This window comes from Ruegeria sp. K5 (assembly GCF_056531805.1).
On record NZ_JBQFML010000001.1, the window covers coordinates 1730477 to 1745852 of the forward strand.

The window sequence follows — 15376 nt, forward strand, 5'->3', positions numbered from 1 at the left end:
AAACGCCACAAACGGCGTCAGGCGTCCAGCAAGGCGCGGGCGGCAGCGCGCGCTTCGTCGGTGATCGTGTCGCCCGACACCATTCGGGCGATCTCATCCACGCGATCACCTTCGGCCAAGGGCACAACGGTCGAAAGGGTCTGACCCGCGCTTACTTGCTTCTGCACCCGCCAGTGATGCGCAGCCCGCGCGGCCACTTGGGGTGAGTGTGTGACGACCAGCACCTGCCCGCCTTGCGCAAGGGCTGCCAGTCGGCGCCCAACCGCATCGGCAGTGGCACCGCCGACGCCCCGGTCAATCTCGTCAAAGATCATCGTTCGGGCACTGTCATCACCGGACAGGCAAACCTTGAGCGCCAGCAGAAACCGGCTGAGCTCACCACCCGAGGCGATCTTGTTCAGCGGCCCCGACGGTGCGCCGGGGTTGGTGGCAACCGTGAAGGCCACCGCATCGGTGCCTTCGGGGCCGGGATCGGCTGGCGATATTTCTGTCTGAAACACCGCCCGTTCCATTTTCAGCGGCGCAAGCTCGGCCATGACCGCCGCATCCAACTGCCCGGCGGCCTTTTGGCGGGTCGCGCTGAGCCTGGCCGCAGCCGTATCATATGTGGCCTGCGCAGCCTCGACGGCGGCCCGACACTCGGCCAGATCGGCGTCACCGGCGTCCAACTGCCCCAAACGATCCCGCAGAGTATCTGCAAACGGGCCCAGATCATCCGGTGCCACGTTATGCTTGCGGGCCAGCGCGCGGATCGCGAACAGGCGTTCTTCGGCGGCTTCCAGTTCCGCCGGATTGAAGTCCAGCGCCTGAAGGCAGGCGTTCACACCGTCCTGCGCCTCACCCAATTCGATCAGGGCACGCCCCAGCGCAGCGATGGGGTCTTCCAACTGCCCGCCTGCATTGTCGGACACACCTTCGAGCCAGCGCATTGCGTCCGACATCGCGCCTTCGGCCCCCTCACCGCCCAACAGGTCAAATGCCCGGGCGACATCATCGCGGATCCGCTCGGCCCCCTGCATCATGCGGCGGCGCGCATCCAGATCGGCATCCTCACCCGGTTGCGGGTCCAGCTTGTCCAACTCGGCCACGGAATGACGCAGGAATTCCTCTTCGGCGCGCATCGCGGCCAGCGCGGCCTCGGTCTCGGCCAATGCCTTGCGGCTGCGCGACATCTCGGACCACGCGCGGCGGACCGATGCCAACTGACCCGAGACCTGAGCGTAGTCATCCAGCAAAACCCGGTGGCCGCGCGGGTTCAGCAATCCACGATCATCATGCTGGCCGTGCAATTCGATCAGCGTTTCGGACAGCGCCCGCAACACCTCGCCCGAGCAACGACGGTCATTGACCCAGGCGGTCTTGCGGCCCTCGGCGGTGTTGACGCGGCGCAGGATCAATTCCTCTCCGCCCGGCAATCCAGCCTCTGCCAGAACCGCATGGGCCGGATGGCCGTCGGGCAGCTCAAACTCGGCTACAACTTCACCCTGCGCTGCACCCTGCCGAACTAGTTCGGCCCGACCGCGCCAACCCAGAACGAACCCCAGCGAATCCAAAAGGATCGACTTACCCGCCCCGGTCTCACCCGTCAGCGCGTTCAGACCCGGCTGGAACGTCAGTTCCAACCGGTCGATGATCAGCATGTCACGGATATCTAAGGCGCGCAGCATCGGGTGTTAGCATCCCCAGACCGTCACCAGCTTACAACCACTGACCCTTGATCGTCTGGCGATAGATCTGGCTGAGCCAGTTGTTGCCACGGCTCTTCAGATCCAGCCCGCGCGAAGTCAACAGCTTGTAGGCATCGTCATACCATTCCGAGGACTGGTAGTTGTACCCAAGGATCGCGCCTGCGGTCTGCGCCTCATCAAACAGACCCAAGGACAGATAGGCCTCGACCAAACGATACAGCGCTTCGGCTGTGTGCGACGTGGTCTGGAAATCCTCGACCACGACACGGAAGCGGTTGATGGCCGCGATATAGTGATCCTGACGCAGGTAATAGCGCCCGATCTCCATTTCCTTGCCCGCCAGATGGTCAAAGGCCAGATCGAACTTCAACACTGCCGAGGTGGCATACTCGCTGTCGGGGTAAACCTCGATCACCGTGCGCAGCGCTTGCAGGGCCTGAAAGGTCAGGCCCTGGTCGCGGCCAACTTCGTCGATCTGGTCATAATAGCTGAGCGCCAGCAGATACTGCGCATAGGCCGCATCTTCGTCGGTGGGGTAAAAGTCGATATAGCGCTGCGCGGCGGCGCGGCTTTCTTCGTAATTCTTGTCGGCATGGAATGAAAACGCCTGCATGATCAGCGCGCGTTTGGCCCAATCCGAATAGGGGTACAGCCGTTCGACTTCCGAGAAATACCAAGCCGCATCGTCCGAGCGATTCTGCGACAGCTCATATTCGCCACGCGTATAGATCTGCTCGGGCGTGAAGCCTTCAAGGTTCTGTTCGCGGTCAGCGCCCCTGTTACCACATGCTGTCAAAACTGCTGCCAGAAGAATCGCGCCCGCGAACCTGACTGCCGCTTTGCTGCCAACCATACCGCCCATCCTTGTCATCATACTCAACGAGGTTTGCCCCGAATTGAGCCATGGTCTAGCATAGATATTTCCGGTGCAAAACGCCTTATGCGCGCTCTGTCGCAAATGTCGTCAGAGTTGATTGAATCAGGCGACCGCCGGAATTTCATCCAGAACAAGGCCCTGACCCGGCAAGCGGGCTGCCTGTTCAGGTGTGCACAGGATCGGACGCACGGCGCCGGGTGTCTCGAACAGCTTGCGCAGCAGGGTGTTGGTCATCGAATGGCCGGACTTGTCACCGGTGAAATGACCCAGGATCGGACCACCCGCCAGATAAAGATCACCCAACGCATCCAGCATCTTGTGACGAACGGCTTCGTCCGCATAGCGCAGGCCACCCGGGGTCAGAACCTCGTCACCCTGCACCACAACAGCGTTTTCCAGCGTACCGCCCAGGGCCAGACCGTTTTCGCGCATGGCTTCCACGTCGATGCGACGGCAGAAGGTGCGGCAATCGCTCAGCTCGCGCACGAAGGATCCGTTGCGCATATCCAGCGTTTTGGTCTGATTGCCGATAGCGGCATCTTCAAAGTCGATATGGAAATCGATGATCAGCCCATCCGCCGGAGCGATAGATGCGCTGGCCCCCTCGCGCGATGCGGTGACGGGTTTCAGCACTTCATAAGCCAGAACCGGGCTGGCCTGACGGCGCACACCCTTGGCCATGATGCCCCGCACAAAGTCGATGGACGACCCGTCCATGATCGGCACTTCGGGCCCGTCAATCTCGATCAGCGCGTTGTGCACGCCGCAACCCGCCAGCGCCGCCATGATATGTTCGACGGTCGACACCGACACGCCTGCATCATTGATCAGTCGGGTGCACAGCGGCGTACGTTCGACAATGTCATAGATGGCAGGGATCAAAGCGTTGCCCAGCTCGATATCCGTCCGTTTGAACCAGATGCCATGACCTGCTGCTGCCGGTTTCAGAACCATGACAACAGGCTGACCGCCATGCAGTCCGACGCCTTTGAACGTGACCGGAGATTTGAGCGTATGTTGCAAAATGGGCCTCAGCGAGTGGTGTCCAGCCTCGGACGGCTGTGTTGGACACTCAGTTAAGGAAGCGGGCGGTCAGGCTCAACTCACTCTTTGTAACTGAATGAAACATCAATGTAACAGATCGGCAAAACCCTGCTTATCTGCTCATAAATCCTTAACAAATATAGAAAAAGGGCCGCCTGATGGCGACCCCTGATGCTCATTTTGTTACCGCGATCAGTTGGCTTGACGGCGCAGGAAAGCCGGAATTTCGATCCGCTCCTGGTCGGGATCCGCTTCTTCATGCGCAGGTGCCGTGGCGTCAACCTGTCGCATCGCGGGCTGCTGACGGACCGGCTGCGCGGGGGTATCCGCGGCGTGACCGGTCATCCGATCGATCAGACGGTTAAAGCCAAAGCGGGGGCGCTCTTCGGCTTCAGCTTGCGGCTGCGGCGCGGTTTCCGGCGACCGTGTTGCGGTCAGACGCTGTGCTGCCGAGGGGACATTCTGCACCGCCGCCTGCAAGCGCTGCAGCGCCTCGGGCGAAGGCGTTCCCGCCGCGTGTGGTTGCGCGGCGTAGGCGTTCGGCGCCTGCTCAACAGGTTCCGGCTGCGGTTCGAATTCAGCGACACGCGGTTGGTAGGCGGGCGGCGGAAGGCCATCATCGTCCTGTTCGTCACGTGGCTGGAATTGCGCGGGCTCTTCGGTTGCCTCGAACAGCGAGGGTTCGCGGTTTTCCGGCATCTGAGGCGCGGCCTCGGCCACTTCTGCTGCGGCAGGTGCTTCTTCACGCGCAGGTTCTTCGGCCGAAACGGTGCGGGTCAACGGCTCGGACATCGAACGGCGCGCAACCGGCACATCGCTGGTTTTTTCCGTGGCATCGATCCCGGTTGCCACGACCGAAACACGCATTCCGCCTTCCATCGCGGTGTCCAGCGTCGAGCCGACGATGATATTGGCCTCGGGGTCCACTTCCTCGCGAATGCGGTTGGCGGCCTCGTCCAGTTCGAACAGTGTCAGGTCGTGCGAGCCTGTGATGTTGATCAACACGCCCTTCGCGCCTTTGAGGCTGATTTCGTCCAGCAGCGGGTTGGCAATCGCCTTTTCGGCGGCCTGAATTGCGCGATCTTCGCCGGTCGCCTCGCCCGTGCCCATCATCGCCTTGCCCATCTCGTCCATCACGGCGCGCACGTCCGCGAAGTCGAGGTTGATCAGACCCGGACGCACCATCAGATCGGTCACGCCCTTGACGCCCTGATACAGAACGTCATCGGCCATCGAGAACGCCTCGGTGAACGTGGTCTTTTCATTGGCCAGACGGAACAGGTTCTGGTTCGGGATGATGATCAGCGTATCGACGACCTGTTGCAGCGCCTCAACGCCGTCTTCGGCCTGACGCATGCGCTTGGCACCTTCGAACTGGAAGGGTTTGGTGACAACGCCAACGGTCAGCACACCCAGTTCCCGCGCGGCCTGCGCGATGATCGGCGCGGCCCCGGTACCGGTACCCCCGCCCATACCGGCGGTGATGAAACACATATGCGCACCTGCCAGATGATCGACGATCTGTTCGATGCTTTCTTCGGCGGCGGCGGCCCCAACCGTCGGACGGGCCCCTGCCCCCAGACCTTCGGTGACCTTCACACCCAGTTGCACCCGCGCCGAAGACTGGCTTTGCTGCAACGCCTGCGCGTCGGTGTTGGCGACGACAAAATCGACGCCGTCCAACTGTTTTTCAATCATGTTGTTGACCGCGTTGCCGCCTGCGCCGCCAACGCCAAATACTGTAATCCGAGGCTTCAGTTCGTCGTGCCCGGGCATCGAAAGATTCAATGTCATGCTCTGTCCGCCTGTATTTTTGTTCCGCCAAAGCGGTGTTTTTCTTACCTATCCTTGTTCGATTCTATCCTTGTGATGCGCAAAGGTCACGTCAAAAATCGCGCAAATCCACAAAATATGGAGGAAATAAGGCATCAAACGGCGGTATTTCGCACCAGCCGCCAAATCTTGCGGAGTGGCCTAAAGATGCCACAAGACAGCCGAAAACCGCGCCGTGGCGATTGATTTGCACACGGACGGAAATCCCGGTTTTGGTAGGGCGGAAAACTGCTCAATGTCCTGCCGCCGGGCCTCTGACGGGCCTTGTGGATATCTTTAGGGATAAATCCCGCAGCCGCAACCGGTTTCTTTAGCTGATCGGGGCACTTGGACAGTCCAAGCCGTTTTCGGTGATGCTGCGCACCTCTTGAATTTCGCCGTTTGTCAATGACGCCAGCCGGACCATCAGGCGGTCTTCATGCAGAAACGGCCACCAGCAGACCGGAATGCCATCCGGGTCATTGTCATATAGAAAGCAGATCTGGCCGTTGGGCGTGGTGATCTGCCCGTAGACGCAGCCCCTCCCTGCTTCCCGCCAGACCGAAGTTCTGTGGTTCAGGAATTCCTCCGTTCCGACCAGATCACCGCTGCGGATCTCGTAGAACATGACGGTTTTGCCGATAACGGCGTCCAGAAAAACCTCGGGCGTGATCAGGGTTTGGGCCGGGGCGAGACCCGGCCACAACGCCAGAGCGGCGCCGCCAAGGGTTTTACCAATTGTCACGGAACCACCGCACCGCGCGCTTGAACGGGCGCGCGGCATAGGTATCGACCGGAATTTCGAAATCCCACCATTCGTCCTGCGGATGTGCCGCAAACAGGCTGAGACCTACGGCTGAGGAAAAGCCCGGCCCCGTCGCCGATTGCGGCAGGCCGTGAACGCGCAGCGGACGGCCCAGGCGGACCCTTTGACCCAGAATGCGCGTGGCCAAACCGTCCAGCCCCATGATCTGGCTGCCGCCCCCGGTCAGAACGATCTGCTGGCTGGGCATATGTTCGAACCCGGCGGCATCCAGCCGCACGCGGACCTCTTCCAGAATTTCCTCGACCCGAGGCCGCATGATACCGATCAATTCAGCCCGGCTGACGGTACGGCGATCATGCTCCCAATCGCCGGTATCGCCGCCGATATCGATCAGGTCGCGATCATCGGCCCCGGTGGCATGGACGCCGCCGTTAAAGGTCTTGATCCGCTCGGCCACGGCAGTCGGCACGCCGAGACCCATCGAGATGTCCTGCGTCACGTGATCGCCGCCCATGCGCACGCAGTCGGCATAGATCATGTGTTTCTTCATAAAGATCGAGACGCTGGTCGTGCCACCGCCCATGTCGATACAGGCGGCACCCAATTCCTGCTCATCCTCGACCAGCGCCGAGATGCCCGACACATAGGCCGAGTTCGCAATCCCCGCCAATTCCAGATCGCAGCGTTTGATGCAACGCACGATGTTCTGAATCGCCACAGCGTCGACAGTCAGCATGTGCATGTCCACGGCAAGGCTCTGCCCCAACTGCCCACGCGGATCGATCAGGCCCGAGCGGTTGTCCAGCGCAAAATTCACCGGCTGGGCATGCAGCACCTCGCGCCCTGCCCCGTAATCCGGCACGTCGCAAGCGTTGAGCACTCGGCCCACCTCGGCCTCGGTCACAAGCTGGCCTTCCAGATCGACTTGCGCGTCCAGACCGTAAGAGCGCGGGTTTGCGCCCGAGAAACAGGCGATCACGTGATCGACACGAATATCGGCCATCTTCTGCGCTGCCTGCAATGCGGTGCGAATGGCGCGCTCGGTTTCCTGCATCGCGGTGACTTCACCGAATTGCACCCCGCGCGAGCGTGTGGTCGCCGCGCCAATCACGCGGAACCCGGTCTGCCCGGCCATCGACCCGATGGTGTTGTCTTCGCTCAGCCGACCGGTCCCGTCAAACCGCAGCACAAGGCATGCGATCTTGGAACTGCCCACATCCAGAATGGCGATAACGCCCCGTTGCATCGCTTGTCTGCGCATCTGCCGCATGGCGCGCTGGGACTGATAAAGATCGGTCATCATGGTTGCTACTGCCCGTTACTCGCGTTCACTTTTGTATTCCACCAGTCTTCGCTGGCGGCTTTGGTCATTCTTATAGTTGGCCGGTTCCCAAGGCGCATGTCGACCACGGCCACATCACGCTCCAGCAGGTCCTGCACCTCGTTCACCGCCAGCACACGCTCCAGCGCGCGCACCGGGCGCTCGGTCGGCAGCATGATCCGCTGACCACGATCCAGCACCAGATCCCAGCGGCGCTCACCCACGCGCACCAATCCCCGGACACGAGTGCCAAGGCTGCGCGAGGTCTGAAAAATCTCAAGCGCCTCGGCCACATGCGCATCCGCACCTTCGCCCGCAATCAAGGGCAGGCCCGCATGATCCTTGCGCGAGGCCGCCTGATCCACGTGCACACCGGTCTCATCCAACAGCTCAACGCCGTCACGGGTGCGCCAGACGATCACGGGCTGCCGTTCGACCACATCGACCTGAAGGATGCCTCCGGGCCGGATTCGCACGGTCGCGGATTTCACCGGGTCCAGCCCGGTGATCGTGTCGCGCATCTGTTCGACATCCAGATCCCAGGAACTGATCGGGAAATCCAACGGCACCACTTCGCGAATATCGTCGGCCAGACCGGCCCCTGCGCCATCAATGGCCATCAGGTTGACCATGAATTCCGGACGCTCCTGAATCGAGGTGCGGATGTCGGCGATATAGGTGCTGACCGCCTCGCGCCGATCTTCCGACGCAAAGTACAGGCCGATGGCAGCAGCCACCGCGCAAATCGGCAGGCCCAGCTTGACACCCAGTCGAATGCCCGGCGTCAGCATCCACCGCTGGAACCGATAGCTGAGCCGCGACGGCGCAGGATCAGCCCGGCGCGCTGTGCGGTTGAACAGCTTTACTCCGCTCAAGCGCAGAACGGGCTGAGTGTCATGGGGTTCCGTATCCGCAGATTCAAAATCGGCATCCGGACCGGCCAAGGCCTTGGTTCGGTGAATCACTGGCGCGCGGGTGGCTGTCAGCGGTCGCATGAGGCGTCCTCCACCATCCACACACAAAGCTGGCCGAATGTCATGCCCAGATGCTGCCCCTGCTCGGGCACCAACGAGGTCGGCGTCATGCCCGGCTGAGTATTGGTCTCCAGCAGGAACAAGCCGTCGCGCCCCTTGCTGTCGTCCCAGCGGAAATCGGTCCGGCTGACGCCCTTGCAGCCCAGCACATTGTGGGCGCGCAACGCGTAGTCCATGCACAGATCGAAAATCTCGGACGGAATCTCGGCAGGCAACACATGCCACGAGCCGCCGGGCTTGTATTTGGCGTCATAGTCATACCAGCCGCCATCGGTCATGATCTCGGTCACGGTCAGGGCGCGATCGCCCATCACCGTCACCGTCAACTCGCGCCCCGCCACGTATTGTTCGACCATCACCTGATCGGGCATGTCCTCGGACAGCTGCGGCGGGCCGTTCGCGTTTTCATGCACGATATAAATGCCGACGCTGGACCCTTCGTTGTTGGGCTTGGCCACGTAGGGCGGTGGCATGACGTGATCGGCCATCACATCCGACTTGGCGGCAATCACACTTTCCGCGATGGGCAGCCCGGCCACCCGAAACGCCTCTTTGCTGCGCTGCTTGTCCATCGCCAGGGCCGAGGCCAGCACGCCCGAATGCGTATAGGGAATGCGCATCCATTCCAGCAGACCCTGCACACAGCCATCCTCACCCCAGCGGCCATGCAGGGCGTTGAATACAACATCCGGTTTGATGTCCAATAGGCGCGCATAGAGGTCGGGACCCGCGTCCAGCTCGACCACTTCAATGCCTTCTCCCACAAGGGCGGCTGCGCATTCGCGCCCGCTGCTGAGTGACACCTCGCGTTCCGCCGAGGGGCCGCCCATCAATACCGCCACTTTGGGGTTTGTCCTGCTCGACAGTCCCACTTTGTGCGCCTCAATGTCCCCGGACCTTATGTCGTGGTCCGTACTGCGTTATGCCTTTGATCCGTCGCCTGAATTTGCCTGTTATGGTCTGACGGTTGGGGCTTTATTCTGTCAGCGGATCGCCGACCCGCATGATTTCCCACTCTAGCGTGATGCCGCTTGTTTCGTAAACCTTTTTTCGCACTTCTTCGCCCAGCCCTTCGAGGTCGGCAGCGGTGGCGTCACCGGTATTGATCAGGAAATTCGAGTGCTTCGGGCTCATCTGCGCGCCGCCCTTGGTGGCCCCGCGCATCCCCGCGTCATCGATCACCTTCCACGCCTTGAGGTCATGCACGTCGTCTTCCCGCCCCGTTGACGAGAACCCCGCCGGGTTACGGAAGGTCGATCCGGCGCTACGGTCCTTGGTCGGCTGCGTCTCATCCCGCTTTTTCAATTGTGCGTCCATGCGGGCGTGCAGTTCTTCCGGATTGCCCGAGGGGCCTTCGAACGTCGCCGAAACCAACACCGCGCCTTCGGGCAGATCGGTCTGGCGGTATCGGAAGTTCAGATCCGCTGGGGTCAGGTCCACGACCTCACCCTGCCGCGTGACGATGGTGGCTTTGCGCAGAACATCCGCTGTGTAACTGCCATAGCAGCCCGCGTTCATCCGCACCGCGCCTCCGACAGATCCGGGAATGGTGCGCAGAAACGTCAGGTCAACCCCCGCATCCGCCGCCTTCCGCGCCACATGCGCATCCAAGGCCGCAGCGCCTGCGGTGACGGTGTTACCGTCGATGGAGATACCATTGAAACCGCGCCCCAGCCGGATCACCACGGCACGCAAACCACCATCGCGCACGATCAGGTTAGACCCGACGCCCATCGGAAAAACAGGAGTATCTGCGGGCAGATCGCGCAGAAAGCCCCGCAAGTCTTCCAGATCGGCAGGTTGAAACAGATAGTCCGCCGGCCCTCCGACACGGAGCCATGTCAGGTCGTTGAGGCTGCGATTTTGGGACAGCCTGCCGCGTGTTGATGGAAGAGTGCTCATGGCCGCTAGATCGCGGATTTAGGCGTCCAAGGCAAGACGTATAAGGGATACGTTTCTCAGACCCGCCGACGCAGCCACCGCCCCAGATAAATCACTGGCCACCGAAGCACGGACATCCCCATTCCCAGCACCAGCAAGCCAATCCAGGGGCCATGCTCGAACGTGACATACCCAACGATTGGGATGCCAACCGCGATCAGGATGTAGGCGCGGGTCCAGTGGTTGTCCTTGCTGGGGATCATCGCCAGCACGTTGGCGGCCACACCCCAAGCAGCGGCGAGAGCAATCGACCAGCTCATTCCGTGACCTCCCGGCCCGTCCATTTGCGCCAGTAAAAGCGGATGGGATTGCGGAACATCGACACGAACCCGGCAAAGGCCGCAACCGACCAGAAGCAGCCGTGATCATAACCCAGCCAAAGGATCAGCACCGGCGCGCAGATCAGCAGCAAGATACCCGGAGGGAATTGCAGCCGCATCGGCAACAGCGCCACGATGGTCGCGCAGATCACCCAAAGCGCGGCAAAGATCATCGAATAGTCCATTCGCCCCCTCCACGGGTACGCGGTATCAGTGAATACTCTATCACACTTTCAGGTTGTGTGCCAAATGAGGATGAACGTCAAACTGCTTGTTTTCTTTGCAATCTCTCAGGCAGTCCATTGGCCCAAGCACTGATCGTACCGGCCCCGAGGCAGACGACCATATCGCCCGGACGGGCCTGCTCCCGCACAAGGCGTTCCAGATCGTCTTCGCTCAGTATCGCGCGCGCGTGGCGGTGGCCGTGACGGATCAGACCTTCGACCAGATCGTCACGGGACGCGCCTTCGATCGGGTCTTCCCCGGCGGCGAATACTTCGGCAATGGCGACAACGTCGGCATCGTTGAAGCAGGTGCAGAAATCGTCGAACAGGTTAGACAGGCGCGAGTAGCGGTGTGGCTGGTGAACAGCGATCACACGGCCTTCGGTCGCCTGACGCGCGGCTTTGAGGACGGCGGCAATTTCGACCGGATGGTGGCCGTAATCGTCGATGATGGTGACTCCATCGACCTCGCCGACCTTGGTGAAGCGACGGTTCACACCGCCGAAATTGGCCAGTGCCTCTCGGATTTCCGCGGCCTTCATGCCCAGATGGCGGGCGACGGCCACGGCGGACAGCGCATTTGACACGTTGTGATCGCCCGGCATCGGCAGGGTGCAGCCCTCGATCACTTTGTCTTCGTATTGCAGGTGGATGTCGAAATGCGCGACGCCGCCCTTGTAGGTCAGGTTCTCGGCCCGCACATCCGCCTGCGCGTTGAAGCCATAAGTGCGCACGCGGCGGTCGGTGATGCGACCAACCAGAGCCTGCACCTCGGCATGATCGGTGCAGCAGACAGCCAGACCGTAGAAGGGCAGGTTCGAGACAAACTCATAGAACCCATCGCGCAACGTGTCGAAATCGCCCCAATGCTCCATATGCTCGGGGTCGATATTGGTGACGATGGCTATGGTTGCAGGCAGGCGGTTGAAAGAGCCGTCGCTTTCGTCCGCCTCGACCACCATCCACTCGCCCTGCCCCATTCGCGCGTTCGAGCCATAGGCGTGAATAATGCCGCCATTGATCACGGTGGGGTCGAAATCACCGGCGACCATCAGCTCGGCCATCATCGTGGTTGTGGTGGTTTTGCCGTGGGTTCCGGCAATCGCGATGTTCGAGCGCAAGCGCATCAGTTCGGCCAGCATATCCGCCCGGCGTACAACAGGCAGGCCTTGGGCGCGCGCCTCATCCAGTTCCGGGTTGCCCGGTTTGATCGCGGTCGACGTGACAACCACTGCAGCGTTCTTGAGGTTCTCGGCCTTTTGCCCCACGAAAATCTCGGCCCCCAGCGAGGCCAGACGGTCAGTGATTTTCGACGCCTTCAGATCCGACCCCTGAACCCTGTACCCAAGGTTCAGCAACACCTCGGCAATGCCAGACATCCCGATCCCGCCGATCCCGACGAAATGGATCGGCCCTACGTCCTGCGGCAGTTTGGTTGCTGGGGTCATGTGGTCTCCTTCTGCGCCAGTTGCTCGACCTGGGCAACCAGACGCTCGGTGGCGTCCGGTGCCCCGACCGACAAGGCGGCGTGGGCCATTTTCTGTGCGGCTTCGGGGTTTGTCAGAACCGTGGTCATTTGCTCGGTCAACGCGGCCGCGTCAAGAGCATTTTCAGGGATCATGATCGCCCCGCCCGCCTGTACCAGACCACGGGCATTGGCGGTCTGGTGATCGCCAGCGGCGGCAGCAAACGGGATCAGGATCGAAGGCCGCCCGATGACCGAGATATCGGCCACGCTGGACGCACCCGAGCGGCTGATCACCAGTTGCGCGTCCGACATACGGCGTGGCACATCATCAAAGAACGGCTGAACATCGGCGCGGATGCCATGGTCGGCGTAGAAGGTGGTGACGCGGTCGCCATCCTCGTCCCGCGCCTGATGCGAGACGCGGATGTAGGATCGAAGGAATTCGGGCAATGCAGCGATCGCGCCGGGCACGACATCGCTGAGGATACGCGCGCCCTGCGATCCGCCCATAACCAGAACCGACATCGGGTATTCGCCCGGCGGGATATAGGGGGCGGCTGCCCGATCCAGAACGGCAGCGCGCACCGGGTTGCCGGTGTGGATGCCTCGTGCGCCCTCCGGCAGGTCGGTCGGCCAGACGCCACAAGCCACCTGAGCGACGCGGGTGGCAAACAGTTGGTTCACACGTCCAAGAACACCGTTCTGTTCGTGGATCATGCGCGGGATTTTCAGCAGTGTCGCCGCACCCAGCGCCGGGATCGAGGGGTACCCCCCGAAGCCCACGACCACATCCGGTTTGTCGCGCATCATCTGAAAGGCCATGCTGGCGACGCCGCCCGCAATCTTTGGTCCGACCAGCGCCTTGGCGGCGAGACCCCCGCGCGCGAAAGTGGCCGAGGATGCCTCGACAATCTCAACGCCTTCGGGGAAAGCACCGGTATAGCGCGCGCCGCGCGGATCGGTGGACAGGCGCACGCGCCAGCCCTTGTGCAGCATCGCCTCGGCCAGCGCTTGCGCCGGGAACATGTGGCCCCCGGTGCCGCCCGCCGCAATCAGAAGGTAGGGTTTGCTCATCAACCTCGTCCGCGCAGAATATCGCCAAGCTCGCCCTGTGGGCGGGTGCGGGTGAAGGCCAGCAACATGCCGATGGCGATGCCGCCTGCGATCAGGGACGAACCACCATAGCTGACAAAGGGCAGCGTCATGCCCTTGGCAGGCAGCAGGCGCACCGCAACACCCATATTGATCATCGCTTGAACACCGAACATGCAGGCCAGACCGGTGCCCGCCAGTCGGATGAACATGTCCCGTTCGCGCATCAGCCGCAAAAGCGAGCGTACAACGATCAGTGAATAAAGCGCGATGATGATCAGCACCAGGATCAGGCCGTATTCCTCGGCCGCCACAGCGATGATGAAATCCGTATGCGCATCGGGCAGAGACCACTTCACCTGCCCCTCACCCACGCCAACGCCAAACAGGCCACCTTCGCGGATGGCGTTGGTGGCATAGCCAAGCTGGGTGGTCGGATCGACCTCTTGATTCAGAAACCCGTCAATCCGGCGCGCAAAGTGGTCCGAGTTGGAATAGGCGAACATACCGCCCAGCACGACGACGCCCGCCATGCCAACCAGCAGCAGCATGGGCGCCCCGGCCACGAAATACATCACGCCCCAGCCGAACAGGATCAGACACGCCTGACCGAAATCGGGCTGCATCACCAGCATCCCGACAATCGCCATGCACAGCGCAAAAGACCACAACCGCCCCGGAGGGCCGTTGATCTGCTGCGAGGCCGCCAGCAACCACGCGGCCACAACCACAAATCCGGGCTTCAGAAATTCAGACGGCTGCAACGAGGCGAAGCCCAGCGAATACCACCGCACCGCCCCTTTGCCAAAATCGGTGCCAAAGATCGGCAGAAAGGCCAGCGCGACGAACGCCCCCAGAAAGCCCAGAACCGCCAAACGGCGCACAAGGGTCGGAGACATCATCGACGTCAGCAGCATCGCAATCAGCGCCAGCCCGCCGAACAACACCTGCCGTTCGACATAGTGAAACGGATCAAACCCGTTGCGCCCGGCCAGCGGCGGCGATGAGGCCAACCCCAGCAACAGCCCGATGACAAACAGGATCAGAACGCAGGACATCGTCCAGCGATCAATCGTACGCCACCACTTTGGTAGAATCGGTTCCCCGCGCTGGTCCTGGACCGCGCCATACACCATCTCAGTCATGAGATACCGCCACTTACTGCCTCACTCGTGTCCCGTTTTCGGGATCTGGGTGAGAGTCTACAGGGATTTTGGAGATTGGGCTAGGGAAATGAAGGGCAACGCACAAAAGAACAGAACCCTACTTTTTCTCTGCTCAGCGTCGAGGCTAGAGTTGCGGCATGAAACACAGCATTCTTCATAGCGTAGCCCATAACTTCACCGATTCACTGGCTGGTGGCCTTAGCTTCGTCGTGCCGGGCCACATGATCGAAATTTCGGTGTTTGCCGAGGCGGCTCGAAATAAAGACGGCTATTTCATCGCCAACTTCCTAACGGGCCGGGCTTGCGGCGGCTTGTTCGACGATGAGTTGGCAACCTTTCTTCCGCTGTTCAGAAACGCGTTCCCTGATTTTTGCGAGCAAAACCAAGTAAACTATTCTGACTACACCGATTTTCTGGTGCGCTTTATATCTCAGTCAAGCGGAAATAAATATGTGATCACCATCGAAGATCGCAATGGACGTCGATCTTCAAGAGAGTACCTCGGCAATAGTGGCAAGCGCTCTGAAATAGTCGATCCGCTTGGAAGACGCAGACCCAAGAAGCTTCGAGTTCCTCTAGACTAGATCCAGCCCCATCGAGTTATTTTTGCGCTCGAATTCGCT

Annotated in this window: 15 protein-coding genes; 1 reads left to right on the forward strand and 14 read right to left on the reverse strand. The window is 61.2% G+C overall.

From position 1 onward, the window contains the following. Window positions 1-17 precede the first annotated feature (17 nt). The 14 genes from recN to ftsW all read right to left on the reverse strand — a co-directional run bounded on the left by recN (window position 18) and on the right by ftsW (window position 14732). Complete coding sequence (gene recN, locus ACR0MO_RS08350) at window positions 18-1667, reverse strand: DNA repair protein RecN (RefSeq protein ID WP_170622371.1); 1650 nt, start codon at window positions 1665-1667, stop codon at window positions 18-20. A gap of 31 nt (window positions 1668-1698) precedes the next feature. Continuing rightward, window positions 1699-2541, reverse strand: a complete 843-nt coding sequence (locus tag ACR0MO_RS08355; protein WP_170452073.1) for an outer membrane protein assembly factor BamD — start codon at window positions 2539-2541, stop codon at window positions 1699-1701. Window positions 2542-2667: 126 nt separating this feature from the next. Beyond that, window positions 2668-3588 (reverse strand): UDP-3-O-acyl-N-acetylglucosamine deacetylase, encoded by a 921-nt coding sequence (gene lpxC, locus ACR0MO_RS08360; protein WP_170633564.1) that lies wholly within the window; start codon window positions 3586-3588, stop codon window positions 2668-2670. Window positions 3589-3801: 213 nt separating this feature from the next. Beyond that, entirely contained in the window at window positions 3802-5403 is a 1602-nt protein-coding gene (gene ftsZ, locus ACR0MO_RS08365) for a cell division protein FtsZ (RefSeq protein WP_480890699.1), read from the reverse strand. A gap of 349 nt (window positions 5404-5752) precedes the next feature. After that, window positions 5753-6166 (reverse strand): hypothetical protein, encoded by a 414-nt coding sequence (locus ACR0MO_RS08370; protein ID WP_170622368.1) that lies wholly within the window; start codon window positions 6164-6166, stop codon window positions 5753-5755. Then, window positions 6153-7487: a cell division protein FtsA gene (ftsA, locus tag ACR0MO_RS08375; protein WP_170452079.1), complete on the reverse strand. Its 1335-nt coding sequence runs from the start codon at window positions 7485-7487 to the stop codon at window positions 6153-6155. Before ftsA ends, ACR0MO_RS08370 begins: the two co-directional genes overlap by 14 nt. An 8-nt stretch (window positions 7488-7495) precedes the next feature. After that, window positions 7496-8503 carry a cell division protein FtsQ/DivIB gene (locus ACR0MO_RS08380; protein ID WP_170452082.1) on the reverse strand — a complete coding sequence of 336 codons (1008 nt, stop codon included), beginning with the start codon at window positions 8501-8503 and terminating at the stop codon, window positions 7496-7498. Next, window positions 8491-9414 carry a D-alanine--D-alanine ligase gene (locus tag ACR0MO_RS08385; protein ID WP_170452083.1) on the reverse strand — a complete coding sequence of 308 codons (924 nt, stop codon included), beginning with the start codon at window positions 9412-9414 and terminating at the stop codon, window positions 8491-8493. Before ACR0MO_RS08385 ends, ACR0MO_RS08380 begins: the two co-directional genes overlap by 13 nt. A 103-nt stretch (window positions 9415-9517) precedes the next feature. Beyond that, window positions 9518-10444 carry a UDP-N-acetylmuramate dehydrogenase gene (murB, locus tag ACR0MO_RS08390; RefSeq protein ID WP_170452085.1) on the reverse strand — a complete coding sequence of 309 codons (927 nt, stop codon included), beginning with the start codon at window positions 10442-10444 and terminating at the stop codon, window positions 9518-9520. 56 nt (window positions 10445-10500) lie between these two features. Next, window positions 10501-10743, reverse strand: a complete 243-nt coding sequence (locus ACR0MO_RS08395) for a DUF2484 family protein (protein WP_170452087.1) — start codon at window positions 10741-10743, stop codon at window positions 10501-10503. Then, entirely contained in the window at window positions 10740-10988 is a 249-nt protein-coding gene (locus ACR0MO_RS08400) for a DUF2484 family protein (protein WP_170523376.1), read from the reverse strand. The genes ACR0MO_RS08395 and ACR0MO_RS08400 overlap by 4 nt, the downstream gene beginning before the upstream one ends. Window positions 10989-11065: 77 nt before the next feature. Beyond that, on the reverse strand, window positions 11066-12475 hold the full coding sequence (gene murC / locus ACR0MO_RS08405) for a UDP-N-acetylmuramate--L-alanine ligase (RefSeq protein WP_170523373.1): 1410 nt from the start codon (window positions 12473-12475) through the stop codon (window positions 11066-11068). Beyond that, window positions 12472-13569: a UDP-N-acetylglucosamine--N-acetylmuramyl-(pentapeptide) pyrophosphoryl-undecaprenol N-acetylglucosamine transferase gene (locus ACR0MO_RS08410; RefSeq protein ID WP_480890703.1), complete on the reverse strand. Its 1098-nt coding sequence runs from the start codon at window positions 13567-13569 to the stop codon at window positions 12472-12474. The genes murC and ACR0MO_RS08410 overlap by 4 nt, the downstream gene beginning before the upstream one ends. Then, window positions 13569-14732 (reverse strand): putative lipid II flippase FtsW, encoded by a 1164-nt coding sequence (ftsW, locus tag ACR0MO_RS08415; protein ID WP_170452095.1) that lies wholly within the window; start codon window positions 14730-14732, stop codon window positions 13569-13571. Before ftsW ends, ACR0MO_RS08410 begins: the two co-directional genes overlap by 1 nt. 158 nt (window positions 14733-14890) lie before the next feature. Between ftsW and ACR0MO_RS08420 the strand changes: the two genes are divergently transcribed. Then, complete coding sequence (locus ACR0MO_RS08420; protein ID WP_480890705.1) at window positions 14891-15337, forward strand: hypothetical protein; 447 nt, start codon at window positions 14891-14893, stop codon at window positions 15335-15337. Window positions 15338-15376: the final 39 nt, after the last annotated feature.

Coding starts and splice junctions, on each gene's coding strand:
- recN (WP_170622371.1), bottom strand. CDS start 1,667: ATGCTGCGCGCCTTAGATATCCGTGACATGCTGATCATCGACCGGTTG.
- ACR0MO_RS08355 (WP_170452073.1), bottom strand. CDS start 2,541: ATGGTTGGCAGCAAAGCGGCAGTCAGGTTCGCGGGCGCGATTCTTCTG.
- ftsZ (WP_480890699.1), bottom strand. CDS start 5,403: ATGACATTGAATCTTTCGATGCCCGGGCACGACGAACTGAAGCCTCGG.
- ftsA (WP_170452079.1), bottom strand. CDS start 7,487: ATGACCGATCTTTATCAGTCCCAGCGCGCCATGCGGCAGATGCGCAGA.
- ACR0MO_RS08380 (WP_170452082.1), bottom strand. CDS start 8,503: ATGCGACCGCTGACAGCCACCCGCGCGCCAGTGATTCACCGAACCAAG.
- murB (WP_170452085.1), bottom strand. CDS start 10,444: ATGAGCACTCTTCCATCAACACGCGGCAGGCTGTCCCAAAATCGCAGC.
- ACR0MO_RS08395 (WP_170452087.1), bottom strand. CDS start 10,743: ATGAGCTGGTCGATTGCTCTCGCCGCTGCTTGGGGTGTGGCCGCCAAC.
- ACR0MO_RS08400 (WP_170523376.1), bottom strand. CDS start 10,988: ATGGACTATTCGATGATCTTTGCCGCGCTTTGGGTGATCTGCGCGACC.
- murC (WP_170523373.1), bottom strand. CDS start 12,475: ATGACCCCAGCAACCAAACTGCCGCAGGACGTAGGGCCGATCCATTTC.
- ACR0MO_RS08410 (WP_480890703.1), bottom strand. CDS start 13,569: ATGAGCAAACCCTACCTTCTGATTGCGGCGGGCGGCACCGGGGGCCAC.
- ftsW (WP_170452095.1), bottom strand. CDS start 14,732: ATGACTGAGATGGTGTATGGCGCGGTCCAGGACCAGCGCGGGGAACCG.
- ACR0MO_RS08420 (WP_480890705.1), top strand. CDS start 14,891: ATGAAACACAGCATTCTTCATAGCGTAGCCCATAACTTCACCGATTCA.